This is a genomic window from Arthrobacter sp. SO5 (assembly GCF_020532805.1).
Lineage (GTDB): Bacteria > Actinomycetota > Actinomycetes > Actinomycetales > Micrococcaceae > Arthrobacter.
This window is the reverse complement of sequence record NZ_MQTQ01000054.1, coordinates 77,169-101,651: the sequence shown is the minus strand read 5'-3', so window position 1 is coordinate 101,651 and position 24,483 is coordinate 77,169. Positions and strand designations below refer to the sequence as shown.

Annotated in this window: 21 protein-coding genes, 2 tRNA genes and 1 pseudogene; 18 read left to right on the top strand and 6 right to left on the bottom strand. The window is 67.2% G+C overall.

Features of this window, described 5'->3' with window-relative positions:
• Positions 1-141: 141 nt before the first annotated feature.
• From BJG92_RS10365 to BJG92_RS10350, 4 genes are all read left to right on the top strand, one after another.
• Positions 142-558: a VOC family protein gene (locus BJG92_RS10365; RefSeq protein ID WP_232083926.1), complete on the top strand. Its 417-nt coding sequence runs from the start codon at positions 142-144 to the stop codon at positions 556-558.
• A 118-nt stretch (positions 559-676) separates the two neighbouring features.
• Positions 677-2,062 carry a cystathionine beta-synthase gene (locus BJG92_RS10360; protein WP_232083925.1) on the top strand — a complete coding sequence of 462 codons (1,386 nt, stop codon included), beginning with the start codon at positions 677-679 and terminating at the stop codon, positions 2,060-2,062.
• A gap of 58 nt (positions 2,063-2,120) precedes the next feature.
• On the top strand, positions 2,121-3,332 hold the full coding sequence (locus tag BJG92_RS10355) for a cystathionine gamma-synthase (RefSeq protein WP_232083924.1): 1,212 nt from the start codon (positions 2,121-2,123) through the stop codon (positions 3,330-3,332).
• Between the two features lie 6 nt (positions 3,333-3,338).
• Positions 3,339-4,616, top strand: coding sequence for a glycosyltransferase 87 family protein (locus BJG92_RS10350; protein ID WP_232083923.1), 1,278 nt, complete (start codon positions 3,339-3,341; stop codon positions 4,614-4,616).
• Positions 4,617-4,705: 89 nt separating this feature from the next.
• On the opposite strand, the gene BJG92_RS10345 is transcribed toward BJG92_RS10350, so the two are convergent.
• Positions 4,706-5,887, bottom strand: a complete 1,182-nt coding sequence (locus BJG92_RS10345) for an acyl-CoA dehydrogenase family protein (protein ID WP_232083922.1) — start codon at positions 5,885-5,887, stop codon at positions 4,706-4,708.
• Between the two features lie 117 nt (positions 5,888-6,004).
• On the opposite strand from BJG92_RS10345, the gene BJG92_RS10340 reads away from it, so the two are divergent.
• The 5 genes from BJG92_RS10340 (at position 6,005) to BJG92_RS10320 (ending at position 10,446) form a co-directional block, all read left to right on the top strand.
• Positions 6,005-6,658 (top strand): MOSC domain-containing protein, encoded by a 654-nt coding sequence (locus BJG92_RS10340; RefSeq protein ID WP_232083921.1) that lies wholly within the window; start codon positions 6,005-6,007, stop codon positions 6,656-6,658.
• Positions 6,659-7,090: 432 nt separating this feature from the next.
• The gene (locus tag BJG92_RS10335) at positions 7,091-9,205 is read left to right on the top strand and encodes a DEAD/DEAH box helicase (RefSeq protein ID WP_232083920.1); all 2,115 of its coding nucleotides are present in this window, start codon (positions 7,091-7,093) and stop codon (positions 9,203-9,205) included.
• Between the two features lie 230 nt (positions 9,206-9,435).
• Positions 9,436-9,507 (top strand) — tRNA-Thr (locus BJG92_RS10330).
• Positions 9,508-9,569: 62 nt separating this feature from the next.
• Positions 9,570-9,643 (top strand) — tRNA-Met (locus BJG92_RS10325).
• A 143-nt stretch (positions 9,644-9,786) separates the two neighbouring features.
• Complete coding sequence (locus BJG92_RS10320) at positions 9,787-10,446, top strand: SDR family oxidoreductase (protein WP_232083919.1); 660 nt, start codon at positions 9,787-9,789, stop codon at positions 10,444-10,446.
• Positions 10,447-11,004: 558 nt separating this feature from the next.
• On the opposite strand, the gene BJG92_RS10315 is transcribed toward BJG92_RS10320, so the two are convergent.
• Entirely contained in the window at positions 11,005-13,206 is a 2,202-nt protein-coding gene (locus tag BJG92_RS10315; RefSeq protein ID WP_269461914.1) for an FG-GAP-like repeat-containing protein, read from the bottom strand.
• Between the two features lie 157 nt (positions 13,207-13,363).
• Between BJG92_RS10315 and BJG92_RS10310 the strand changes: the two genes are divergently transcribed.
• On the top strand, positions 13,364-13,561 hold the full coding sequence (locus BJG92_RS10310; RefSeq protein WP_232083917.1) for a hypothetical protein: 198 nt from the start codon (positions 13,364-13,366) through the stop codon (positions 13,559-13,561).
• 570 nt (positions 13,562-14,131) lie between these two features.
• Here BJG92_RS10310 and BJG92_RS10305 read toward each other — a convergent pair.
• On the bottom strand, positions 14,132-15,310 hold the full coding sequence (locus tag BJG92_RS10305) for an ROK family protein (RefSeq protein ID WP_232083916.1): 1,179 nt from the start codon (positions 15,308-15,310) through the stop codon (positions 14,132-14,134).
• 103 nt (positions 15,311-15,413) lie between these two features.
• Between BJG92_RS10305 and BJG92_RS10300 the strand changes: the two genes are divergently transcribed.
• The 5 genes from BJG92_RS10300 to BJG92_RS10280 all read left to right on the top strand — a co-directional run bounded on the left by BJG92_RS10300 (position 15,414) and on the right by BJG92_RS10280 (position 19,916).
• Positions 15,414-17,120 (top strand): glycoside hydrolase family 13 protein, encoded by a 1,707-nt coding sequence (locus BJG92_RS10300; RefSeq protein WP_232083915.1) that lies wholly within the window; start codon positions 15,414-15,416, stop codon positions 17,118-17,120.
• Positions 17,121-17,149: 29 nt separating this feature from the next.
• Positions 17,150-18,100: an aldo/keto reductase family oxidoreductase gene (locus BJG92_RS10295; protein ID WP_269461913.1), complete on the top strand. Its 951-nt coding sequence runs from the start codon at positions 17,150-17,152 to the stop codon at positions 18,098-18,100.
• 159 nt (positions 18,101-18,259) lie between these two features.
• Positions 18,260-19,123 (top strand): CoA ester lyase, encoded by an 864-nt coding sequence (locus BJG92_RS10290; RefSeq protein WP_232083914.1) that lies wholly within the window; start codon positions 18,260-18,262, stop codon positions 19,121-19,123.
• A 24-nt stretch (positions 19,124-19,147) separates the two neighbouring features.
• Positions 19,148-19,426 carry a hypothetical protein gene (locus BJG92_RS10285; protein WP_232083913.1) on the top strand — a complete coding sequence of 93 codons (279 nt, stop codon included), beginning with the start codon at positions 19,148-19,150 and terminating at the stop codon, positions 19,424-19,426.
• A 265-nt stretch (positions 19,427-19,691) separates the two neighbouring features.
• The gene (locus BJG92_RS10280; RefSeq protein WP_232083912.1) at positions 19,692-19,916 is read left to right on the top strand and encodes a DUF3188 domain-containing protein; all 225 of its coding nucleotides are present in this window, start codon (positions 19,692-19,694) and stop codon (positions 19,914-19,916) included.
• Here the strand turns inward: BJG92_RS10280 and BJG92_RS10275 are convergent.
• Positions 19,906-21,567 (bottom strand): SulP family inorganic anion transporter, encoded by a 1,662-nt coding sequence (locus BJG92_RS10275; RefSeq protein ID WP_232083911.1) that lies wholly within the window; start codon positions 21,565-21,567, stop codon positions 19,906-19,908. The genes BJG92_RS10280 and BJG92_RS10275 overlap by 11 nt on opposite strands.
• The gene (locus BJG92_RS10270; protein ID WP_232083910.1) at positions 21,564-21,941 is read right to left on the bottom strand and encodes a helix-turn-helix transcriptional regulator; all 378 of its coding nucleotides are present in this window, start codon (positions 21,939-21,941) and stop codon (positions 21,564-21,566) included. Before BJG92_RS10270 ends, BJG92_RS10275 begins: the two co-directional genes overlap by 4 nt.
• A 164-nt stretch (positions 21,942-22,105) precedes the next feature.
• On the opposite strand from BJG92_RS10270, the gene BJG92_RS10265 reads away from it, so the two are divergent.
• The 3 genes from BJG92_RS10265 (at position 22,106) to BJG92_RS10255 (ending at position 24,225) form a co-directional block, all read left to right on the top strand.
• Positions 22,106-22,579, top strand: coding sequence for a MaoC family dehydratase N-terminal domain-containing protein (locus BJG92_RS10265; protein ID WP_232083909.1), 474 nt, complete (start codon positions 22,106-22,108; stop codon positions 22,577-22,579).
• Between the two features lie 2 nt (positions 22,580-22,581).
• Positions 22,582-23,019: a MaoC family dehydratase gene (locus tag BJG92_RS10260; protein ID WP_232083908.1), complete on the top strand. Its 438-nt coding sequence runs from the start codon at positions 22,582-22,584 to the stop codon at positions 23,017-23,019.
• Positions 23,020-23,157: 138 nt separating this feature from the next.
• Positions 23,158-24,225: a UDP-N-acetylmuramate dehydrogenase gene (locus BJG92_RS10255; RefSeq protein WP_232083907.1), complete on the top strand. Its 1,068-nt coding sequence runs from the start codon at positions 23,158-23,160 to the stop codon at positions 24,223-24,225.
• A 60-nt stretch (positions 24,226-24,285) separates the two neighbouring features.
• On the opposite strand, the pseudogene BJG92_RS10250 reads toward BJG92_RS10255, so the two are convergent.
• A pseudogene (locus BJG92_RS10250) lies at positions 24,286-24,483 on the bottom strand (hypothetical protein); the annotation flags it as partial.

Genomic DNA, 24,483 nt, shown 5'->3' with positions numbered 1-24,483 from the left:
CACGCCCGCCTGAGAGTGCCGGTATCGCCGGGCCCCGGGCGCGGACCGCAGGGCCCTTATTTCCCCCGCGCCGCCGGGAGTAGAATCCGGCTGTGGTGCGGAGCGCCCGCGCCGGCAGTGCCTTTGACCAGGAGGAGCGCGATGTCCGGACAAGTAGTGCACTTTGAGATTCCCGCGGAGGACACGGACCGGGCGAGGGAGTTTTACAGCTCCGTGTTCCAGTGGGGAATGCGCGCCATGCCCGGCATGGGCTACGACCTGATCCAGACACCGCCGACGGACGAAGCCGGTATGCCCGCAGCGGGGATCAACGGCGGAATGTTCCGTCGCGAAGGAGAGCTGGTCGCGCCCATCGTCGTCATCGACGTCGATGACATTGATGCGGTCCTGGAAAAGATCGGCGCCCTGGGCGGCTCAACCGTCGTGCCCAAGGTCGAGGTCCCGGGAATGGGCTGGAACGCGTACTTCAGGGACAGCGAAGGCAATGTCGTCGGCCTGTGGCAGAACGCCGTGCCCGAGGGCGCGGCCGCCGCCGCCGGGGACGACATTGGTGCCTGAGGTTGCCCGCCCGGGGACCCCGCCGTCAGCGCGTTCCTGATACGAGCACCGACGGATCCGCAGGCGCCGGAACGCCGCACCGACGTGCCGGGGCCGCGGAGACGGTAACTTTGTACCTATGAAGTACGCGCAGTCCGTTCTGGACCTCATCGGCAATACGCCGCTCGTCAAACTTAACCACGTCGCCGACGGTATCGCTGCCACGGTCCTGGTGAAGCTCGAATACCTGAATCCCGGCGGGTCCATCAAGGACCGCATCGCGGTGAAAATGATCGAGGAGGCCGAGCGCACCGGCAAACTCCTGCCCGGCGGCACCATCGTGGAACCCACGTCCGGCAACACCGGCGTCGGACTGGCCCTCGTGGCCCAGCAGAAGGGCTACCGCTGCGTCTTCGTGGTGCCCGACAAGGTTGGTGAGGACAAGCGGGCCGTGCTTCAGGCCTACGGTGCCGAGGTGGTGGTGACCCCCACGGCCGTCGCCCCGGATAGCCCGCAGAGCTACTACGGCGTCTCCGACCGGCTGGTCACGGAGATCCCCGGTGCCTACAAGCCGGACCAGTTCTCCAACTCCGCCGCCCCCGCCAGCCACTACGAATCCACCGGCCCCGAGATCTGGAAAGACACTGACGGCCGGATCACGCACTGCGTCATCGGTGCCGGCACCGGCGGCACCATCACCGGCACCGGGCGTTTCCTTAAGGAAGTTTCCGCCGGGCGCCCGGCGTCCGACGGCGGCGTGGTCAAGATCATCGGTGCCGACCCCGCCGGTTCGGTCTACTCCGGCGGCACGGGCCGGCCGTACTTCGTTGAGGGCGTCGGCGAGGACATGTGGCCCGCCAACTTCGACAAGGCCATCCCGGACGCCGTCATCGCCGTCACCGACGCCGACTCCTTCGAGATGACCCGCCGGCTGGCCCGCGAGGAAGGCCTCCTCGTGGGCGGCTCCTCCGGGATGGCCGTCGTCGCCGCGCTGCAGGTCGCCAAGGACCTGCCGTCCGACGCCGTCGTCGTCGTGATCCTGCCGGACTCCGGCCGCGGGTACCTGGCCAAGATCTTCAACGACCAGTGGATGCGCTCCTACGGCTTCCTGGCCAGCGGCGACGAAGCCTCCGTCGGCGAGGTGCTCAAGGCCAAGACCGGCGAGCTGCCGGACCTGGTGCACATCCACCCCAACGAGAGCGTCCGCGACGTCATCAACATCATGAACGAGTACGGTGTCTCGCACATCCCCGTCCTGTCCCAGGAGCCCCCGGTGGTCATGGGAGAGGTGCTGGGTTCCGTGGACGAACGGACCCTGACCGCCAAGCTGTTCCGCGGCGAGGCGCAACTCACGGACAAGATCTCCGAACACATGGAAGCCCGGCTGCCCGTGATCGGCTCGCTCGAATCGATCTCGACGGCCCGTGAACTCCTCTCCGACACCGACACCCTCATGGTGACGTTCGTCGGGGCTCCGGTGGGGATCCTGACCCGCCACGACCTCCTCGCCTACCTCAGTAACTGACCCGGCGGCGGGCGCCTGCCGTGGCAGCGCGCCCTCCCGCCGGCCGAAAGGACCGCAGATGTCTTTGCCAGAAAGCTCTTCCGCACAAACCGCCGGCTTCAACACTCGTGCCGTCCATGCGGGCCAGGCGTTCGAGCCGCGCACCGGCGCCGTCGTCCCGCCCGTGCACTTCTCCTCCACCTATGCCCAGGAAGCGATCGGCGTGCTGCGCGCCGGTTATGAATACGGCCGCGGCACCAACCCCACCCGGGACTCGCTGCAGGAACAGCTGGCGGCGCTGGAGGGCGGCTCCGCCGCGTTCTCCTTCAGCTCAGGACTCGCCGCCGAGGACTCGATGATCCGCGCCCTGACCCGGCCCGGTGACCACATTGTGCTCGGCAACGACGCCTACGGCGGCACCTACCGGCTGATCAGCCGTGTCCTGGGGGAGTGGGGCATCGGAAACACCCCGGTGGACATGTCCGATCTTGACGCCGTCGCGGCCGCCGTCGCGGCGGGCGGATCCGGCGGCGGCACGACCCGCCTGGTCTGGGTGGAGACGCCGTCGAACCCGATGATGAAGATCACCGACATCGAGGCCCTGGCCAGGCTGGCGCACGACGCCGGCGCCCTACTCGTGGTGGACAACACCTTCGCCTCGCCGTACCTGCAGAACCCGCTCGCCCTGGGCGCCGACGTCGTGGTGCACTCGACCACCAAGTACATCGGCGGCCACTCCGACGTTGTGGGAGGTGCGATCATCGTCAACGACGCCGAACTCGCCGAGAAGATCGGCTTCGTGCAGTTCGCCGTCGGCGCCATCTCCGGGCCGATGGACGCGTTCCTCACCACCCGCGGACTCAAGACCCTGGGCGTCCGGATGGACCGGCACAGCGACAACGCCCAGGCCGTGGCCGAATGGCTGCTGCAGCGCCCCGAAGTGGAGGCCGTGCTGTACCCGGGCCTGCCCTCACACCCCGGCCACGAGCTCGCGAAGAAGCAGATGAAGAAGTTCGGCGGCATGATCTCCGTGCAGTTCAAGGGCGGCGAGGCGGCAGCCCGCAAAGTGGCCGAATCTACCTCGGTGTTCACGCTCGCGGAATCCCTTGGCGGCATCGAATCCCTCATGAACTACCCCTCGGAAATGACGCACGCCTCGGTCAAGGGCACCGAGCTGGCTGTTCCGGTCAACCTGATCCGGCTCTCCTGCGGCATCGAGGACGTCGAGGACCTGATCGCGGACCTCGAGCGGGCCCTCTCCAGCCTCGCCGACCTCGAGACGGGCAGCTAGCCACCCGTGACAACCACCACCAGGGCGACGTCCTCCACTGCGCTCGGCTGGCTAGCGACGGCGGCCGGCGCGCTCGCCGTCGTCGCCGCCCTCGTGGTCCTGTACACCGCCTACATCCCGCTGATGAACGATTTCGAGGTGTACTTCTACGGCGGCAGCCGGGTGCTCCAGACCGGCGAGACGGGCGTCAATGAGCTCTACGCGCCGCGGGACGGGCTCCCCTTCACCTACCCGCCCTTCGCCGCACTGATCTTTGCCGCGCTCGCCAGCCTGGGCCAGGGCATCGGGAGCCTGGTGTTCATCACGGCCGCGCTGCTGGGCGCCGTCATCGTCTCCGCCTGGCTGGCCAGGCACTACTTCCGCCTCGGCCGCTGGCGGGATGCCCTAGCCGACTGGCGGTTCCGCTCGGCGGCCCTTGCCGGGACGGCGGCGATCCTGCTCCTGGGACCCTGGCGGGACACCTTCGACTTCGGCCAGATCAACATCATCCTCATGGGCCTGATCCTGGCGGACTTCGCGCTCTACGCGAAGGTGCGGGCCGGCCGGCTCCGCTGGCCGGCGGGGCTGTTGATCGGGGTAGCGGCCGGCATCAAGCTGACTCCGCTCGCGTTCGGCCTCTACTTCCTGGTCCGCCGCGACTTCAAGGCCCTCGGCTGGATGGCGGCCGGTTTCTTCGGCTCCATCGCCGCAGCCTGGCTGCTGCTGCCCACAGCCACCGTCACGTTCTGGACCAAGATCCTGCCGGACACCGGACGGATCGGCGGGCCGGCCTACATGGACAACCTCTCGGTCAAGGGCCTGCTGCTGCACCTGGGCCTGCCGGACTCGGGCCTGACGTCCGTGGTGTGGCTGGCAATCTCCCTCGTCTTGGCGGCCGTGGCCGCGCTGGTGATCAAATGGGCGGTCGACGCCGGAGAGAACTTCGTCGCCGTCTCCGCCACCGCCGTGCTGATGCTGCTGGTCAGCCCCGTGTCCTGGTCCCACCACTGGGTCTGGATGGCCGTGGCGCTGCCCTCGATGGGGTTCGCGATCCACCGGGTGCCCTCGCGGGACGGGAAGATGCGGCTGGCCGGCTGGATCATCGTGGCGTTCAGCGCCGTCGCGTTCTACCTGACGCCCAAGTACCTCGCCGTGATGGCCGGCGCCCACGAGTGGGGCAAGGATCCGCAGACCCAGTGGCAGCTCATCGTGGCGAGCCTGGGCGTGCTCTGCGGCACCGCGATGCTCGTCTATTGGGCGCTCGCCTACCGGCCCTCCCGCGCCGCGCTGCGCGCCGGGGCTTAGCAGCGACTCGTAGTCTTCCCGACGCTGCGCGAGTGGGCATTTCACGGCAATGCTGACGCTAAACACTGCCGTGAAATGCCCCCTCGGGGCTAGCGGAAAGCCGCCAGCCCCGTGATGTGCTGGCCCAGGATCAGGGTGTGGACCTCGTCGGTGCCCTCGTAGGTGCGGACCGACTCGAGGTTGGCGGCGTGCCGGAGCGGGGAATAGTCCAGGGTGATCCCGTTCCCGCCCAGGATGGTGCGGGCCTCGCGGGCGATGGCGATCGCCTCGCGAACGTTGTTGAGCTTGCCCAGCGAGATCTGCTCCGGCCGCAACTGCCCGGCGTCCTTGAGCCGGCCCAGCTGCAGCGCCAGCAACGTGCCCTTCTGGATCTCCAGCAGCATGTTCACCAGTTTCTCCTGGGTCAGCTGGTATCCGGCGAGCGGCTTGCCGAACTGCAGCCGCTCCTGGGAATACTTCAACGCAACCTCGTACGAGTCCCTGGCCGCGCCCATCGCGCCCCACGCGATCCCGTACCGGGCCTCGTTCAGGCAGCTGAACGGTCCCCCCAGCCCGCGCGCCGCCGGGAGCACTGCCTCCGGGCCCAGCCGGACGCCGTCGAACGTCACATCGCACTGGATCGAGGCGCGCATCGAGAGCTTCCGGCTGATCGGCGTCGCCGTGACTCCGGGGGTGGCGGCGGGCACGAGGAAGCCGCGGACGCCGTCGTCGGTCATGGCCCACGCCACCAGCACGTCCGCCACGGAGGCGAGCCCGATCCAGCGTTTGGCCCCGGCGAGAATCCAGCCGGCGTCGCCGCCCGTGCCGTCACGCCGGGCGAAGGTCGTCATCGAGGCGGGGTCCGAGCCGGCGGTGGGTTCGGTCAGCGCGAAGCTTCCGATCACCTCGCCGGCGGCCATCCGGGGGAGCCACTCCTGTTTCTGTTCCTCCGAGCCCCACTTGTGGATGGCCGTCATGGCGAGGGAGCCCTGCACGGACACGAACGTGCGGATGCCGGAATCGCCCGCCTCCAGCTCCATCGCGGCGAGGCCGTATTCGACGGCGGAGCGGCCTGGGCAGCCGTAGCCCTCCAGCTGCATGCCGAGAACTCCGAGTTCGCCCAGTTCCGGCGCCAGCTCGAGCGGGAACACACCCTCGTCATACCAGCGAGCGATGCCCGGGCGGATCCGCTGGTTCGTAAAATCGCGGATCCGTTCCCGCACGGCCAGTTCCCCGGCGCTCAACAGAGAATCGATCGCCAGGACGTCGGAAACATCAGCCTCGTTGCTCATGCGAGCATCCTACGGTCTTGACCGGGCAACCGGGCTGGAGCGCCGGACGGGTGCGGCAGGCTGCGGAGGACATGTCCAGTCGGAGCCCCGGATGGGACACAGGCCTACACTGGTGCCATGGACACCGCATCAGTGCTTGCCGTCTGCCGCGTACACCAGCTGCTGAAAGACCCGGGGTCCGTGGGCGTCACCGCCATTGACAAGCGTCCCGTCGACGGACCCGTGCGGGTGCACAGGTTGGGCCTGCACGGCGACATCCAGGCCAGCAGGATCGACCACGGCGGCGAAGACCAGGCCCTCTACGCCTACTCCCAGGACGACGCCGACCACTGGGCCGCGGAGCTGCAGCGCGAACTGCCGCCGGGCATCTTCGGCGAGAACCTCCGCGTCGCCGGCATCAGCGCCAGCGACGCGATCATTGGCGAACGGTGGAAGATCGGACTCGATGTCGAGGTCGAAGTGACCTCACCCCGCCTACCCTGCGCCACGTTCCAGCGGCGGATGGACGTCCCGCACTGGGTGAAACGGTTCAGCGAGTCCGGCCGCGTGGGCAGCTACCTCAGGGTGGTCCGGACAGGCACCATCCAGGCCGGGGACCATATCCACCGGATCTTCATTCCCGTCCACGGGGTCAGCATCAGCAAATGGTTCAGCGATCCCACGGTCGAGGACATGGAGGCCCTGCGGGACGCCGACGCCGATGGCGAGATCCGCCTCCAGCCCGAGTACCACGAGTATTTCGAGCAGCTGCAGCGCCGGCTCGGAGTCTAGACGACCGACGGCGGACTGACTGCCCCCCTGGCTGCACCCCGGGGCGGGGGCCTGTGTGCGCAAGCTCACCGCCGTCGTGAGCCGTTCGATTTACCCTTGCGCGGATCGATGCCCTACACTTGAACTATCCCCCACTCCGGAAATCCCTTATTTCCTGCCCAATTCTTGAGGCAAGACTGGTAAGTGTTGGGGCCCGCGCATTGAGATGCGGGCATTTTCATAGGGAGAGCCGGCTAAAGAAAACGCTGTACAGACTGCTGTGATAGCAGCCAAGAGATGCAGCGGGAAGTCCTGCCACGGGATTGCGAAAGCGCCGGACTTCTATGTGACCGGCCGGTCAAAGTATGCCCGGCATGTTTCGGTCACGCGTACTGCGGCTCCGCTCACCTCGGGTTGTGCCGCTTGGCCCCTATGGATGAGGATATTTCACCTATGCCCGAAAATCAGAACAACTCCGTCGACACCGAACTCTCCACCGAGAACAGCCAGGTCGACGTCGAGACTTCTGAAACGGCTGCCCCCGCAGCCGGCTCCGCCCCGGAATTCACCGAGGCTCCTGCGGACACTGAGGCCCCGGCTGCTGCCGAGCCCGCCGCGCAGGCTGACACAGCCGCCAAGGACGAGACCAAGGCCGCTCCGGCCAAGGCCGAAGAAACCGAGGATGACGGCGTCAAGTTCGTTGACCTCGGCATCGACGCCCGCGTCCTCGCTGCCCTGCAGGACGTCGGCTACGAGAAGCCGTCCCCGATCCAGGCAGCAACCATCCCGCTGCTGCTCGAAGGCCGCGACGTCGTGGGCCTGGCCCAGACCGGAACCGGTAAGACTGCAGCATTCGCAGTACCGGCACTGTCCCGCCTGGCCGAGCTCCACGACCTCAACGGCCCGTCCCGCAAGACCCAGGCCCTGGTCCTCGCCCCGACCCGTGAGCTTGCGCTCCAGGTCGCCGAGGCCTTCACCTCCTACGCCAAGCACATCGATGACTTCACCGTCCTCCCGGTGTACGGCGGCTCGGCCTACGGCCCCCAGCTCGCCGGCCTGCGCCGCGGCGCCCAGGTTGTTGTCGGTACCCCGGGACGCGTGATCGACCACATCGCCAAGGGTTCCCTCGACCTGTCCGAACTCCAGTACCTGGTGCTGGACGAGGCCGACGAGATGCTCCGCATGGGCTTCGCCGAAGATGTGGAGCAGATCTTCCAGCAGACCCCCGAGGGCCGCCAGGTGGCACTGTTTTCCGCCACGATGCCGAGCCAGATCCGCCGGCTGTCCAAGCAGTACCTGAACAACCCGGCGGAGGTGCAGGTCAAGTCCAAGACCACCACCGGCGCCAACACCCGCCAGCGTTACCTGCAGGTCATGGGCCCGCACAAGCTTGACGCGCTGACCCGCATCCTCGAGGTCGAAGAGTTCGAGGGCGTCATCGCGTTCGTGCGCACCAAGATGGCTACCGAGGACCTGGCCGACAAGCTGCGCTCCCGTGGCTTCCAGGCTGCCGCCATCAACGGCGACATCCCGCAGCAGCAGCGTGAGCGCACGGTTGAGGCCCTGCGTGACGGCAAGATCGACATCCTTGTCGCCACCGACGTCGCGGCCCGCGGCCTGGACGTCGAGCGCGTCAGCCACGTTGTCAACTACGACATCCCGCACGACACCGAATCCTATGTCCACCGCATCGGCCGCACCGGCCGTGCAGGCCGTTCCGGTGACGCGATCCTGTTCATGACGCCGCGGGAGAAGTACCTGCTGCGCTCGATCGAGAAGGCAACCCGCCAGCCCGTCGAGCAGATGCACCTGCCCACGGCCGAATCCGTCAACACGCTGCGGCTGGGCAAGTTTGCCGAAAAGATCACCGAGACGCTTGCGTCCCAGGATGTCTCGGCCTTCCGCGACCTCATCTCCTCCTACGAGGAGGAGCACAACGTGCCGGCCGCCGAGATTGCCGCGGCACTGGCAGTCATGGCTCAGGGCGGCCAGCCGCTCCTGGTCAAGGAACTGCCTGCCGCTCCCGAGTTCCAGAAGCGCGAACGCGCCAAGGACGGCTTCGGCTCCCGCGGCCCGACCCGCAGCCTGACCGAAGGCAACGCCACGTACCGGATCGCCGTCGGACGCCGCCAGCGCGTCATGCCGGGTTCCATCGTCGGCGCCATCGCGAACGAAGGCGGCATCTCCTCGGCCCAGATTGGCGGCATCGACATCCGCTCGGACCACTCCCTCGTGGAACTCCCGGCGGATCTGAGCGCCGATCAGCTCAAGGCACTGTCCCGCACCCGGATCGGCGGCGAGCTGATCCACCTCGAGCTGGACAACGGCCGTAAGCCCTCGGGCGGCGGCAGCAGCTACCAGGGTGGCAGCCGCGGCGGCGACCGCGGCGGGTTCTCCGGCGGCAGCGACCGTGGCGGCAACTTCAAGGGCAACGGCGGCTTCAAGCGCGAATTCCGCAAGACCGACGGCGAGCGGTCCTCCGCTGACCGGGGCGGACGCTCCTTCAGCGACCGCGCCGAGCGCGGCGTCGGCTCGGACGCGGCACGCAAGCCCCGCACCAAGTGGTAAGCACTGGTTCTAAGCACTGAATCACCCTGAGAACGGGCCGGCTCAAAAGCCGGCCCGTTCTTGTTTAAGTTCGCTTCGTCACATCGGGGCGTTCGGCGCGCCCGCGGGTCCCGTTCCTGGGCGGATCCAGGCCCGGGACGCTCCGGATTCCCGCCGGTTTCGGCAGGTTCCTCCTCGCCCCGGTGCCGATTTGTTGAGCAGGCAATCTTCCGGTAAAGTATTTACTCGTTGCCCCCCTAGCTCAGTGGTAGAGCGCGTTCTTGGTAAGAACGAGGTCACCGGATCGATTCCGGTGGGGGGCTCGGAATGAGGGCCTGTGTCAAGGCGGTTTTTGACCGGCTTAGCGCAGGTTTTCCTCATTTATGGCGGCGTAGCTCAGTTGGTTAGAGCGCACGACTCATAATCGTGAGGTCGGGAGATCGAGCCTCCCCGCCGCTACAGAATGACCCCGCAGGCCCAGCCTGCGGGGTCCTTTTGTTTAATCCCGTTGGGCTGCCACTCAGGGTCCCTCTGGGCGCCCGCAAGGGCCCCAGGCGATGGCACAAGGGGCGCTTAGTGGCGATCCGGGGCAGAATGGTTCCATGACGCGAATCGCAATCATTGGCGGCCACGGCAAAGTGGCTTTGGAACTATCCAGGATCCTCGCAGCGGATGGGAACGATGTCACGTCGTTCATCCGCAACCCGGATCACCGCGCAGACGTCGAAGCCAGGGGCGCTACGCCCGTCGTTTTGGACGTGGAGCATTCGACGACGGCGGAAATCGCCGGGGCCTTGCGGCACCACGACGCCGTGGTCTGGTCCGCGGGCGCAGGCGGCGGGAGCCCGGAGCGCACTTACACGGTGGACCGCGACGCAGCCATCCGGTCGATGGACGCGGCGGCCGAGGCCGGCGTCGCGCGTTACATCATGGTCTCCTACCTCGGCGCCGGGCCGGATCACGGAGTACCCGCGGACAACTCCTTCTTCGCCTACGCAGAAGCCAAGGCTGCCGCTGACGCCCACCTGCGGGCCTCAGGGCTGGACTGGACCATTCTCGGCCCGGGTTCCCTCACCGACGGACCCGGGAACGGCCTGATCGAGGTCAACCCCGCGGACACCTCGGACGGCACGGACACGGCACGGGGGAACGTCTCTCTTGTCGCGGCGGCGGTGCTGGGCCTGCCCGCAACCATCCGGCGCACCGTTGAGTTCCGGGACGGAACGCTGCCGCTGGCGGCTGCGTTGGAAACGCTGGCCTGAGCATACCCGGACCCGCCGTGGGTCCCCGACTGGCCGGGAGTCTCGCTGAGCCCGTGGGTGGGCCTTCCGGCCGCGTCTTTGACGATCGGCGGCCTCTTGCTCCGTGCTCAAGCAGTGTAGGCCTGGTGGTCCACGGACAGGGCGACGTCCCTGAGCCGGGCCAAATGGACGGTGCAGCGCCTAAGTGGGCGTAGGCAGCCCGGTAGAGACCGCTTGTTTTCCCTGTTGCCCAGTCTGGATCGGTGCTGCCCGCGGAAGACCGGGCCGGGGCGCCAAGGCCGATGATGTCCCTCATTTAGTGGCAGCCGCCTCCGGGCAAGTTGAGGCAACGTGCATGCCTGCCGGATCACTCCCGCCGCCTGATGCGCACTCTTACCGACATCCAGGCCCCGAAGACTGAGATGTTGCTGACCTGAACCAGTGGACGACGCTGCACGTGCTCCCTTGAGGGCGCCCCTGCCTCCCGTCAGGATGAGGCAACTCGAGCGACTTGGCCGCCATCGCCAGGCCGACAAACGTTCGCCCACGGCGCGCAACGAGTGCGGCATCCTTCCCTCGTTACAGGCCGCCCGCGTAGGCGCGCCCCAGATACCCCTCATTCGTTTGCATTCCCGTTCCTGCATATGACCACAGCGAGCCGTCTGGCCGTCGGGCGATAATGTCCGGGAAGCTGTCACGGTCCAAATTGCCCGCGCTTACAACACTGTCGAAGATGTTCCAGCCGGTCCCCACTCGCCGGGGGGTGGAGAATTTTCCGGTGCCCGTACCTGGATACATCCACAGAGTGCCGTCAGGCATACGTGCGAGGACATCGTTCTTGCCGTCCGAGTTGTAGTCCCCGGCCCCTAACAAGTGGTCGAATACGTCCCACCCGAAGTTGCCGACCTTCTGACCTCCGGCGTAGCCGTTAGACGTGGAATTCACCCGGCCGGTGCCGGCGTACAGCCACAAGGACCCGTCCGCCATTCGACCTAGGAGATCGTTTTTCCCGTCCCCATTGAGGTCCCTGACTGCAGTGAGAGACGTGAATGCCTCCCAGCCGAAGTCCCCGATCTTGATCGGACTGGCGAGGCCGGAATTGGTGGCGTCTACGCGGCCTGTTCCGGGGTAAAACCACAAAGTGCCGTCTGGTTTGCGCGCAAGAAGGTCGTTCTTACCGTCTCCACTGAAGTCGCCGATGCCGGTCAGAGAGTCAAAGACCTCCCAGCCGAATTTTCCGATCTTGGTAGGTGCAGCATAGGCGCCGCTACCATTGCCGGGGTAGAACCACAAGCTGCCGTCGTCCATTCGGGCCAAAAGATCGTCAATATTGTCTCCGTTGAGGTCCTTTGTGCCGGACAGGGAGTTGAAGGCATCCCAACCGAAGTCGCCAATCTTTCGGGCCCCTTTGTAGCCTTGGTCCCGCATTGCGGTGCCGGCGTAAAAAAAGGTGTTCCCGTCGGCCTGGCGCCCCACGAAGTCAGCCAGACGGTCGCTGTCAGCGTCCCCGACGCCCACGATGTCGTCATAGATCTGCCATCCGGTGCCGATTTGCTGGGCCCCGGCAAAGGAGGCCCGTCCGGTATTGGCGTAAAACCATAAAGTTCCGTCCTCCCTCCGGCCAGCCAGGTCATTTGTTCCGTCTCCGTTGAAATCCTGCAGGGCAATGAGTCGGTCAAAGATCTGCCACCCAAAATCAATCTGACGGGGTGTGCCGGGCTTCCCCGAGCCGTTCCCGGGATATAGGAACAGGACACCGTCCGGCCTGCGGGCCAAGATGTCCGCGTAGCTGTCGCCATCGAAGTCGCGGACGCCGATGAGGGCATCGAAGCCGTCCCACCCGAAGTCGCCGACCTTCACTCCGGGCCGATAGCCTTCACTGCTGGAGGTCACTGTTCCGGATCCGGCATAAAACCACAGCGAGCCGTCGAACTTCCTGGCCACTAAGTCATTCCTGCCGTCACCGTTGAAGTCACCGGAGCCAAAGATGCTGTCGAAAACCTCCCAGCCCGTGCCGATTCGCCTCCCGGGCAACGACTTGCCAGCGCCGTCTCCGGGGTGAAGCCAAAGTTCACCATTGGCCCTGCGCATGATGAGGTCAGCGATTCCATCGCCGTTGAAATCGCCTGGGGCGATCAGCAATGGCTTTGCAGGGGGTAGGGAATCGATAGTAACCCCTGCGGCGGAATCCGAGATCCAGTCGATGGTGACGCGGGTCCCGGCATGGGTGGTGAAACGCTGGCCGGCCTGCCAAGCCTGGTTATTGCTGTAGTAGCCACTAAAGGTGGTGGTGCTGGGCTGCAGTGCGAGGGAACCTGCGCCGTAAGCCTGGACAACTTTGACGCCGCGGTTACCGCTCCGGGCCGTTGCAGCGTCGTTGCCGACGGGGAGACGAAGCTCAAGATAGTAGATTTCGCCGCTTACGGGATCCGTGAACTTCAGAGCACGGTTGTCGTCTGCGCTTCCCCAGGCCCGCAATTCATAGGATTTTTTGCCTACGGCTTTTCCGAGATTTCTGACCTCATTGCCGCTGCCGAACCCGCCAAATTCATAGATGGGCGAACTGACCACCGGCTGGCTGGTCTGTGACACGCCCATCAGGTCAAGGTTGTCCTTGTATTCCTCGATGCTGCACGTGCCGTTGATAAATGATCCGTCGGCGTTGCTGGCGGTGTCCACGGCTCCGTCCGCACACCGGAGCCGGTTGGCATGCATCAGCCCAAGGACGTGCCCGAACTCGTGAGTCAGCACGCTCTTGGTCAGTGTCGCCGGGAGCGGCATGAGAACTCGTCCGCTGGTTCCGTTGTAGCTCCAGCCGGCGCCGTAGGCCCCGTCGGACAACGTCGGAGTTGAAACGAATACCACGAGTGCCGTGTAAGAACTGGGGACCCACCCAATCTCGCCCGCGATGGTGTTCATCATTGATGAATAAGTCTGCGTGGAGGTTGCCCTGCTCGACCTGTTTTCGACGGTGGCGACGCTCATCGACAGTCTGCCATTCGACATGGCCTGCCAGTACTCGCTGCTGGTTGCGATTGCGGCCCGGGCGTCCGACTCCGGGATAGCGGCTTTCCGGTCGGCCAGCTGGACCATTACCAACTTGACCTTGATGTCCCCGCCCCGTGCAAGGGAATAGGCCTCGGTTGCGGCTTTGTGCTCTTCAGCGCCCTTTGTCCTTGGTGCCGCATTCCCGTGACTTCCGGTGGAAGTTGGATTGCTGCCGCCGATAACTTCCGTGAACACCGGTTCCGGAGGTGCCAAGGTCTGCGACTGGACCGTTCCCGGGGTTGCCGTGGTCGACGTCGACCAGGCCGTAGGTGTGGATTGCGCCGAAGCGGTAGTCGCGGTCGCAGCAGGGCTCGTCGCTGCTGGAGTCGTCGGCGCCGACGTGGCTGCCGGAAGCGGCGTCGGAGCACCCACCGCCGGGGCGAGCGTCACTGCAGTGAGCGAGGCTAGAGTGACGACCAGTGCCGTCAGAAGCGCTGTCGTCTTCCGTATTGAATTCACTTTTCTCTTTCATGAGACGGCCGCCCCGCTGAAGGCTCAGGGAGGCGGCCGGGGAGACCGGGAAGTGAGGTCAGTCTACGGACGGCACGCCGCCGGACCCGGCAAGCTGCATCGATCTTTCGGCTTAGGTAGCGAATCGTTGCCGAATCTTGAGGAAAAACTGCGCGGGTTCCCCGACCAACAGCACCGGCGCCCCCGGCTACCGCGGCAGCACCAGATCCAGTGCGTTTGCCTCGACGTAGTCCAGGGCGTGCCGGATGGCGCCGACTGTCACGATCGCATCTCCCAGCGGCGAGACGGTCACCCGCGGCGGAGTCGCGGTAAACCGCGGGAGAAGCGCGGTGATGCGCGGCAGCAGCACCCCGGCAGATTCAGCCACGGCGCCGCCGAGCACCACTTGCTCGGGGTTGATGAAGCTTGCCACGGAGGCGATCACCCGCGCCATCCGCTCCGAGATCCGGTCCAGGATCTCGAGCGCCGCGGCATCGCCGGCGGCCGCGTCCTCAAAGACCCGCCGCGCACTCGCCGTTCCGCCGCGCGACGGGCCGCCGGCTGCCGCGGACCACTGCCGGGCCAGGCTGGCGATGCCGTCGCTCGAGCCAACACCCTGGACCATATCCAGGTAGCCCATTTCGCCGGCCGCGCCACCCCTGCCGTGCAGCAGCCGGCCGGACTCCAGCACCCCGGCGCCCAGCCGTTCGCCGGCCAGGAGCACCACGAGGTCGTCCACGCCGGCACCGGAACCGCGCCAGCGTTCGCCGAGGACGGCGAGGTTCGCGTCGTTTTCCAGGAGCACGGTCCAGCCGTGCAGGTCCGCGAACGCGGAGCGGAGTCCGACGTCGAACAGGCTCCAGAAGTGCTGGGTCACGAGCACCTTGCCGTCGCGGTCCACCGGGGCGGCGATGCCGGCGCCGGCAGCCAGTACCCTTTGGGGGTCGGTCCCCGCAGCGTCGAGCGCCCGGCGGCAGGCGCGGTCCACGACGCCTATCCGCTCCGCCGCGGGGATGTCGGCGGCCCGGAATGATTCGCTGGAGCGTCCGAGGACATGACCGCGGAGGTCCGCGACGGCCGCGGTGGTGGTGGCGGCGCCGATGTCGATCCCCAGGACGTACCCGGCGGTCGCGTTGAGCGCGAAACGCCGGGCGGGACGGCCCTTCCGCGGGCCGCCGGGCTCCTCGCCCCGGGCGTCAAGTTCACTGATCCAGCCGCGCCGGATGAGGTCCTCGCAGACGGAAATGACGGTGGCCCGGGTGAGCCCGGTCCGGTCCATCAGCTCGGTCCCGGTCGCCACTTCGGTGCCCCGGATGACGCCCAGCACGGCCCGGGCATTCACGCGGCGCAGCAGTTGCGGCGTGGCAGCGGCTGGCGTCGGCTTCATTTCTTGACCTCTTCCGGATCCGGACCCATAATTGTTCAGGCAATATATTTAGCTTGTATCTAAAATACCAGAAGCCCCGCCCCGAGCTCCGAAGGATCATCCCTTGTCCAACACCGCCACGCTGGCAACCCTCTCCGGTTCCGATCCCGCTGCCGACCCCAACTGGTGGCGGCAGGCGTCCGTATACCAGATCTACCCGCGCAGCTTCTCCGATTCCAACGGCGACGGCCTCGGCGACCTCAAGGGCATCACCGCAAAGGTTCCGTACCTGAAAGACCTCGGGATCGACGCCGTCTGGCTCTCCCCGTTCTACCCCTCAGCCCTCGCCGACGGCGGCTACGACGTTGACGACTACCGCGACGTCGACCCCAAGCTCGGCACCCTGGCGGACTTCGATGCGATGTCCGCGGCCCTCCACGCGGCCGGCATCAAGCTGATCGCCGACATCGTCCCCAACCACTCCTCCAACCGGCACGAATGGTTCCAGGAGGCCCTTGCCTCCCCGCGGGGCTCTGCCGCCCGGGAGCGCTACATCTTCCGTGACGGCAAGGGTGAAAATGGTGAGATTCCGCCGTCGGACTGGGAATCGGTCTTTGGGGGACCCGCCTGGGAGCGCATTACGGAACCGGACGGCACGCCCGGCCAGTGGTACATGCACATCTTCGCCAAGGAACAGCCGGACCTGAACTGGTCCAGCCGTGAAATCCGTGACGACTTCCTCAAGACCCTCCGCTTCTGGTCCGACCGCGGCGTGGACGGCTTCCGGGTGGACGTCGCACATGCCCTGACCAAGGACCTCACCGAGCCGCTGCTGTCCAAGGTGGAACTGAACCCCGCAGGGACCGGCGCGGACGGGCACGACGACGGTTCGCACCCGTTCTGGGACCGCGACGAGGTCCACGAGATCTACGTCGAGTGGCGCGAGGTCTTCAACGAGTACAACCCGCCGCGCACCGCCGTCGCCGAGGCCTGGGTTCACGCCAGCCGCCGCGCACGTTACGCCAGCCCGCAGGGGCTGGGCCAGGCGTTCAACTTCGACCTTCTGCAGGCAGACTTCAACGCCGAGGAATTCCGCGAAATCATCACCCGGAACCTCGCCGAGGCCACCGAGTCCGGCGCATCGTCCACCTGGGTTTTCTCCAACCACGACGTCGTCCGCCACGCCACGCGCTACGGCCTGCCCCAGGGAGGCGGCAGGCACGCCAAGGGCCAGGACGGCAAGGGCTGGCTGCTGGCTGGTGCTCCCGCTGAGGAGCTCGACGTCGAACTCGGCCTGCGCCGGGCCCGTGCGGCCACTCTGCTGATGCTGGCCCTGCCTGGCTCCGCGTACCTGTACCAGGGCGAGGAACTCGGACTGCAGGAAGTCGCGGAGATCCCGGACGCCCAGCGCCAGGACCCCACGTTCTTCCGGAACAAGGGCGTCGAGATCGGCCGGGACGGCTGCCGCGTGCCCCTGCCGTGGCAAACGGAAGGCACCTCGTTCGGCTTCGGCGACGGCGCGGCGCACCTGCCGCAGCCGGCCTGGTTCAGCCGCTACGCCGTCGCTGCCGAGGACGGCGTGGAGGGATCCACCCTGGAGTTCTACCGCCGGGCCCTCAAGCTGCGCCGCGAACTCCAGACCTCGGAGGAGCTCGACTGGCTGGACTCCGGAAGTGCCGACGTCCTGCGCTTCAGCCGCCCGGGCGGCTGGCAGACGGTCGCCAACTTCGGCGACGAGCCCGTCGAGCTTCCCGCCGGCGAGGTTCTGGTCAGCAGCGGCCCGCTCGACGGCGGGCTGCTGCCCGGCAACACCACTGCATGGCTGCGGTGAGCCCCTCGACTGGGGCGCGGGCGCAGGAGCTGAAACCTCAGCAGGAACTGATTTACGGCTGCATGGGCCTGGGCGGCAGCTGGTCGGCCGAGCCGTACTCGTCCGCGCACGTTGACGAGGCGGCTGCCGCCGTCGACGCGGCCCTCGCAGCAGGCATCACGCTCTTTGACCACGCCGACATCTACCGTAACGGCAAGTCTGAGGCGGTGTTCGGCGAGGTCCTGGCGGGCACTGCGGGCCTGCGCGAGAAGATCCGGCTGCAGACCAAATGCGGCATCCGGCTGGGCGAGCAGGGCCTCGAGGCGTACTACGACCTGAGCCGGGAAGGCATCCTGGAACGGGTCAACGAAAGTCTCGCCCGGCTGAAGACGGACTACGTCGATGTGCTGATGCTGCACCGGCCCGATCCGCTGATGGACCCCGCCGAGGTGGCTTCCGCCGTCGGGCAGCTCATGGCAGAGGGCAAGGTGCGGGCCCTGGGCGTATCCAACATGTCGGGGGCGCAAATCGAGGTGCTGCAGGACCGTCTGGAAACGCCGGTGGTCGCCAACCAGCTGGAAATGAGCCTGTTGAAGCGGGCCTGGCTGGAAAGCACGGTCCTGGTCAACCACGCCGAGGGCACGGACTACAGCTTCCCGCACGGCACCGTCGAGTACTGCGGCCTGCACGGGATCACGCTGCAGGCCTACGGGGCGCTTGCCCGCGGACTGTACACGGGGGCGCCGGCCGCAACGCCGACCCCGGCGGAGGAGGCCACGACGGCCTTTGTGGCCGCGCTGGCCGCGGAGAAGAACACCACGGGGGAGTCGGTCCTGCTGGGCTGGCTGATGAAGCATCCGGCCGGGATTGCCCCGGTGATCGGGACGGCGAAGCCGGAGCGGATCCGAGCGTGCGCCGATGCCGCAGGGGTCGCGGCCGCCATGACGCGGGCGGAGTGGTACCGGCTCTGGGTGACGGCACGCGGCAGCAACATCCCCTAGCCGCCGTGCCAAACTGGCTCGCAGTTGAGGCCGTTCTGGGCGCTGAGAACGGCCTCTGCTGCGAGCTGGTTGGGCCGGGACGTGATTTTGGTCGTATTGGTCGTCCCGGGGGGCCGCAATACTTGGCCGGAGGCCCCCTTCTGCGGCTAGCGTAGAGACATGACCTCCACCACCACCGCCGGGACCATCCGGCCCCAACGCAACGTCCCAGCTGAAATTGCCCGCTCCTGGCTGCTGGTTAACGCTATGAAAACCGAGCTCTTCGACCAGTCCGCCGTCTCCCGCGCGGATGCCGTTATCCTCGATATCGAGGACGCGGTGGACCCCTCCCAAAAGGACGCCGCCCGCGCCAACGTTGTGGACTGGCTGACCGCCGGCGGCAACGCCTGGGTCCGGATCAACGACGCCACGAGCCCCTTCTGGGCTGACGACCTCGCCGGCCTCCGCGGCACCCCGGGCCTGCTCGGTGTGATGCTGGCCAAGACAGAGTCCGCGGACCAGGTCACCGAGAGCTTCCACCGGATGGACGGCAAGACGCCGGTCATCGCGCTCGTCGAGTCCGCCGTCGGCATCGAGGAAGCCAATAACATCGCCAGGGCGCAGGGCGCGTTCCGCCTCGCGTTCGGCTCCGGCGACTTCCGCCGCGACACCGGCATGGCGGCCACCCCGGAGGCAATGGCCTACCCGCGCGCCAAGCTCGTCGTGGCCAGCCGGGTGGGGAACCTGCCGGGCCCCATCGACGGCCCCACGGTCGGCACCAACCACCCGATCCTGCGCGAGCAGACCGGCATCACGGTGATGATGGGTATGACGGGCAAGCTGTGCCTGGCCATCGACCAGACCCACGTCATCAATGAGGTCATCAGCCCGACGCCGTCCGACGTCGCCTGGGCCACTGACTTCATGGCCGACTTCGAGGCCAGCGGCCGCGTCATCCGCGACGGCTCCGACCTGCCGCGCCTGGGCCGCGCCGAGAAGATCATGAAGCTCGCGGTAGCCTTTGGGGTGCAGCCGGCCGTCTAGCCAACCCCGTACCAAGGAGGCCCCGTGACCGATACCCGCTATCTGGTCCACGGGGTCTTTTGGGATGCCGCACCGGCACAAGCACCTGCGCAAGCATGGGACGCCGGCGGCGTCCGCCCGGTGCTGCGCCTGCAGGACCCTGCCGGCGCCTTCACCGACCTGGCGCTCGACGCGGGGACACGGCTCGGCTTCAGACTCGCCGCCGGGGGGAAGTATCGGCTGCGGTCTGCGCCCCGGCCGTCCGGCACGCCTACCCGCACGAGCTCAGCACGGGTACGCACGGGTTCCGGATCGACTCGCTGAGCGGCACGGTTGCGCTGGCCCGGCTCGACGGCGCCGACCTTGAATTCGTCGTCAACCTTGGCCAGCTGAAAGCGCGGACCGTCGAACTAGGCGACCACGGCTCCGAGGTCCCCGCCGTCCAGGAGTCCCTGTTCTGACGCTGGATTTGCCCCGCGACGCGCGAAATACCGGACGCACCCGTATTCCGGTGTCGCCCGGCATTTCGAGTGTCGCCAGGAAATTTACGGCTCGCGGCCAGGCACCCCGGCCCCGGTAGACTGACACGGTGCTGAACGAATTCTGGGCCACCGCGTCAACCACCTACAAGGTGCTCGTTTTCAGCGCCATGGGGCTGATCGCCGCCGGCATCATCCTGAACGTGATCGGTAACAGCTCCGGCAATCAGGATCTCGCCGTCGCCTCCCTTGCCGTGATCGGGCTCGGCCTGATCCTGCACATTGCCGGGATCGTGGTCCGCGGCCAGAGGATCCGCAAGAACCTCAAACGCTAGCAGCGGCGTTCCGGCGCACGTGGCTGCGGGCATGCTCCACGGCCTCGGGCAGGGAGGTGAACAGGTGCTTGTGGTGCCGCAGCGAACGGATCACCCCGACGTTGGTCACGAGTTCAAGGTGTTGCGGCTGGACGCCCTTCAGCAGGACCGTCACTCCCCGCAGTTCCAGTGCCGAGATGACCTCCACCAGCGTGTGGGCCCCGGTGGCGTCGAGCATCCGCACCTGTGAGAGCCGGATAATGGCCACCTGGATATCTTTGACCTGGCTGATTTCCTGCAGGACGCGTTCCGCGGCGCCGAAGAACATGGCCCCGTCGAGCCTGAAGATCGCGATGTGCTGGTCCCCGTCTTCGCGCGGTGCCGGAATCTCCTCGCGCTTCACCCCGCTGAGCGAGGCGAACTTCCGCAGCGTGAAGAGGGCTGCGGCCACCAGCCCGATCTCGATGGCCACAATCAGGTCGAAGGCCACCGTGATGAGGGCTGTCAGGACGAACACGAAGGCGTCGGCACGGGTGGAGCGCATGATGGCGCCGACCGTGTGCCTGGAGACCATGCGGGTGGCCGTGACCATCAAGATTCCGGCCAGGACCGCCAGCGGGATCGTCCCGACCAGTCCGGCCGCCAGATAGATAATGGCCAGCAGCACCAAGGCGTGCACTATCGCGGAGAGCCGGGTCTTGGCTCCGGAACGGACGTTGACCGCGGTCCGGGCGATGGCGCCCGTGGCGGGCATGCCGCCGAAGAACCCGGCGGCAACCGAAGCGAGTCCCTGCCCCATGAGCTCCCGGTCCGGGCTGTACGCCCCGGAGGGCCTCCCGTCGGGGCCGACCATGCCGGCGGCCACCCGCGCCGAGAGCAGGGATTCGATGGCGGCGAGCATCGCGATGGATACCGCGGGCATCAGCAACCCGCCCAGGGCGGCCGGGTCCAGGGACGGGACCGACGGGGCGGACAGGGAATGCGGCAGGGCACCGATCCGGGGAATGTCCAGCTGCAGCAGTTCGGCCGCCACGGTGGCCACCAGCACGGCGATCAGGCTCGCGGGCAGGGCCTTGTTCAGCTTCGGGAGCAGGAGCATGACGGCGGCAACCCCGGCGACGACGCCGAGAGTCTGCAGCACGGTGGGGAGAGTGGCCTGGGAGGCGCTCTCGAAGGCGGCCACCAGGGTGTTGTGGCCCGGTACCCCCTGGGTGCCGGTGGCGAGCGGCACCTGCTGGAGAAAGATGATCGCGGCGATTCCGAGCGTGAAGCCCTCCACCACAGGCCACGGGATGAAGGCCACGGCCCGGCCCAGTCCGCTGAGGCCGAGGATGACCACCAGTAGACCGGCCATCAGCGACACCAAGGCGATGCTGCCGACTCCGTGGGCGGCGACCACCGGGGCCAGCACCACCACCATCGCGCCGGTGGGTCCGGAGACCTGGACGTGCGAGCCGCCCATGATCGCGGCGACCAGGCCGGCGACGACGGCAGTGATGAGCCCGGCTTCGGCGCCTGCGCCGGAACTGACTCCGAAGGCCAGTGCCAGCGGAAGGGCAACAATCCCCACGGTGATGCCGGCCAGGAGATCCGTTTTCCAGGAGGAGCGCAATCCGTCGTAGTCCCGGCGGGACGGCAGGAACCGGCTGAGGCGGCTTAGCGACACGCTCATGAAGAGGTACCCTGCAGATGCTCGCTGGGCAGCTCCTGCGCAAGCTTGAGCCGTTCGTTGGAATCGGCCAGGCTGTCGAGGAGGAAGGTCCGGGCGATCGCCAGCAATTCGGCGATCTTCGGATGGGCCAGCCGATAGGTCACAGCGTTCGCGGACCGGGACGAGGTCACCACCCCATGGCGACGCAGCGTGGCGAGGTGCTGGGACAAGTGCGACGCCTCGAGGCCTGTCTCGGCCAGCAGGTAGCTGACGGACGCCGAGTTATCCGGGGCGGCAGAGAGCAGTTCGAGCACACGGATCCGGGCCGGGTGGGCGAGGGCCTTGAACAGGTTCGCCTTGATCTCGTACAAGGGCGTTTGCGCTGGTGAAATCATTGCTGCCTGTGCTTCCCCATCGCCGCATATCCCCGACCGGCCATGAATTGATGAATTGATGTTTTCATCATACCGCAATGATGCGTTCCCGTTCGGTCCCCTGGCGTCGGTCCTGGCATCGATCCTGGCGGCCGGCGCGTTCGGCGGCACATTAGGCTGGAGCCATGACTATCAATCCGGACCTGCAGGGCCGAAGCTACCCTGCCGCAGAGGTGTACGACGTCGGCCGGGAGAAGATCCGCGAGTTCGCCCGCGCGGTCAAGGCCACCCACCCCGCCCACTTCGACGCGGACGCGGCCGAGGCCCTGGGCCACCGCGATCTCGTGGCCCCGCCCACCTTCGCGATCATCGTGGCGCAAAAAGCGGACGCCCAGCTCATTGAGGACCCGGACTCCGGCATCGACTTCTCTCGTGTGGTCCACGCGGACCAGCGGTTCATCCACCACCGCCCCATCGTCGCCGGCGACCGGCTGGTCGCGGAGCTGCACGTCGACGGCGTCCGTGCCATGGGCGGCGGAGCCATGATCACCACGCGCTCGGAAATCTTCGCACTTGCCCTTGGCAGTCCCAGCGAGGGTGCCCGCGAGCCGGTCGCCACCGCCACCTCATCCATTCTGGTCCGCGGAGAGGGACAGTAGATATGACACCCACACTTGCAGAACTCACTGTCGGCCAGACCATCGGCAGCCGCAGCATCGACGTCACCCGCTCGGACCTGGTGAAGTACGCGGGCGCTTCCGGTGACTTTAACCCCATCCACTGGAACGAGGCCTTCGCTACCAGCGTGGGACTGCCCGGTGTGATCGCGCACGGCATGTTCACCATGGGCTCCGCCGTCCAGCTCGTGTCCGACTGGGCCGGCGACCCCGCCGCCGTCGTCGATTTCCAGACCCGCTTCACCAAGCCGGTCCCGGTCTCTGACACGACGGGGACGGCCGGGGCAGGTGCGGTGATCGAGGTCAGCGGGGCCATCGGCGCGCTCGACGCCGACGCCGGCACCGCCCGCGTGGACCTCACCGTCACCTCGGCCGGCCAGAAGGTGCTGATGAAGGCCCAGGCTGTCGTCAGGCTGAGCTAGCCCCATGGCGACGGGCCAATTCGTGTCCGCACCTGTTCCAGGGCTGGCCTACGCAGACGATCCCGTCAAGGCAGCAGACCAGGTCTCCTTGGTGTCCACCATCGGGTACGCGGTCACGATCCCCGTTAGGCTGGTCGGGTGACCCAGACTCTGCTTTCCGCCCTGACCACGGCTGCCGTCGGCGGCCCCGCCGCCACTTTCATCGAAGCCAGCACCGAGGCCGAGATCATCGACACCGTCCGCACTGCCGACGCTGCCGGGTTGCCGTTGCTGATCATCGGCGGTGGCTCCAACCTGCTCGTGTCCGACGACGGCTTCCCGGGCACCGTGCTGAAGATCGCCTCCGAAGGATTCACCGTCAACGCCGAGGATTCCTGCGGCGGGGTGGCCGTGGTGGTCCAGGCCGGCCACAACTGGGACGCCCTGGTTCAGCACGCCGTGCTGCACGCCTGGTCCGGCCTCGAGGCGCTGTCCGGCATCCCGGGCGCTACCGGTGCCACCCCCGTGCAAAACGTCGGCGCCTACGGCTCGGACGTCTCCCAGACGGTCGCCGCGGTGCGGACCTGGGACCGGGAACGCAACGCAGTCCTGACCTTCACCAGTTCGGAGCTGAAATTCGGTTACCGCGATTCCATCCTCAAGCAGACCACCGTCAGCGGCTCGCCGCGCTACGTCGTGCTGACTGTGGAGTTCCAGCTTCCGTTGGGCCGGATGAGCGCCCCCATCCGCTACGCGGAGCTTGCAAGGGCCCTCGGTGTGGAGGCAGGCCAGCGGGCCTACGCGAACGAGGTGCGCCGCGAGGTGCTCCGGCTCCGCGCGTCCAAGGGCATGGTCTGGGACCGGGCGGACCGGGACACTTACTCCACCGGCTCCTTCTTCACCAACCCGATCGTGGCGGCCGAGGTGGCCGCGAACCTGCCGGATGACGCCCCGCGGTACCCGGGCGGCGCAGACGGGCTCACCAAGCTCTCGGCTGCCTGGCTGATCGACCACGCCGGCTACGGCAAGGGCTTCGGACTCGAACCCGGCAGCGTCTCGGGCGGCCGGGCTTCGCTGTCCACCAAGCACACCCTGGCCATCACCAACCGCGGCGGCGCCAGGACTGCGGATATGCTCGCGATCGCCCGCGAGGTGCGCCGCGGCGTCGTCGAACGCTTCGGCATTGAACTGCACCCGGAACCGCTGCTGATCGGCGTGGAGCTCTAGGAAACGGAATTCACGGGCTCCGCCAGCCTCACTGACCGGCTGCGGCCGGCTTGGCTGGCCCTAGTTCCTGCCGCGGCGCGGGGTGACCTTGCTGAAGAGCATGAAGGTGAAGCCGGACGCCGCGGCGCCGAGCAGGAAGACCTGGCAGAACGCCACGGACTGGGCGCTGGGGCCGCTCCGCAGCAGCAACCCGGCGCCGGCGAAGGCCACCGCTCCGGCCAGGAGCACCAGCGAGCCCAGCAGGAAACTCTGCACCGT

Coding starts and splice junctions, on each gene's coding strand:
- BJG92_RS10365 (WP_232083926.1), top strand. CDS start 142: ATGTCCGGACAAGTAGTGCACTTTGAGATTCCCGCGGAGGACACGGAC.
- BJG92_RS10265 (WP_232083909.1), top strand. CDS start 22,106: ATGACTATCAATCCGGACCTGCAGGGCCGAAGCTACCCTGCCGCAGAG.
- BJG92_RS10340 (WP_232083921.1), top strand. CDS start 6,005: ATGGACACCGCATCAGTGCTTGCCGTCTGCCGCGTACACCAGCTGCTG.
- BJG92_RS10270 (WP_232083910.1), bottom strand. CDS start 21,941: ATGATTTCACCAGCGCAAACGCCCTTGTACGAGATCAAGGCGAACCTG.
- BJG92_RS10275 (WP_232083911.1), bottom strand. CDS start 21,567: ATGAGCGTGTCGCTAAGCCGCCTCAGCCGGTTCCTGCCGTCCCGCCGG.
- BJG92_RS10315 (WP_269461914.1), bottom strand. CDS start 13,206: ATGCCGCTCCCGGCGACACTGACCAAGAGCGTGCTGACTCACGAGTTC.
- BJG92_RS10360 (WP_232083925.1), top strand. CDS start 677: ATGAAGTACGCGCAGTCCGTTCTGGACCTCATCGGCAATACGCCGCTC.
- BJG92_RS10260 (WP_232083908.1), top strand. CDS start 22,582: ATGACACCCACACTTGCAGAACTCACTGTCGGCCAGACCATCGGCAGC.
- BJG92_RS10320 (WP_232083919.1), top strand. CDS start 9,787: ATGACGCGAATCGCAATCATTGGCGGCCACGGCAAAGTGGCTTTGGAA.
- BJG92_RS10345 (WP_232083922.1), bottom strand. CDS start 5,887: ATGAGCAACGAGGCTGATGTTTCCGACGTCCTGGCGATCGATTCTCTG.
- BJG92_RS10305 (WP_232083916.1), bottom strand. CDS start 15,310: ATGAAGCCGACGCCAGCCGCTGCCACGCCGCAACTGCTGCGCCGCGTG.
- BJG92_RS10355 (WP_232083924.1), top strand. CDS start 2,121: ATGTCTTTGCCAGAAAGCTCTTCCGCACAAACCGCCGGCTTCAACACT.
- BJG92_RS10290 (WP_232083914.1), top strand. CDS start 18,260: ATGACCTCCACCACCACCGCCGGGACCATCCGGCCCCAACGCAACGTC.
- BJG92_RS10335 (WP_232083920.1), top strand. CDS start 7,091: ATGCCCGAAAATCAGAACAACTCCGTCGACACCGAACTCTCCACCGAG.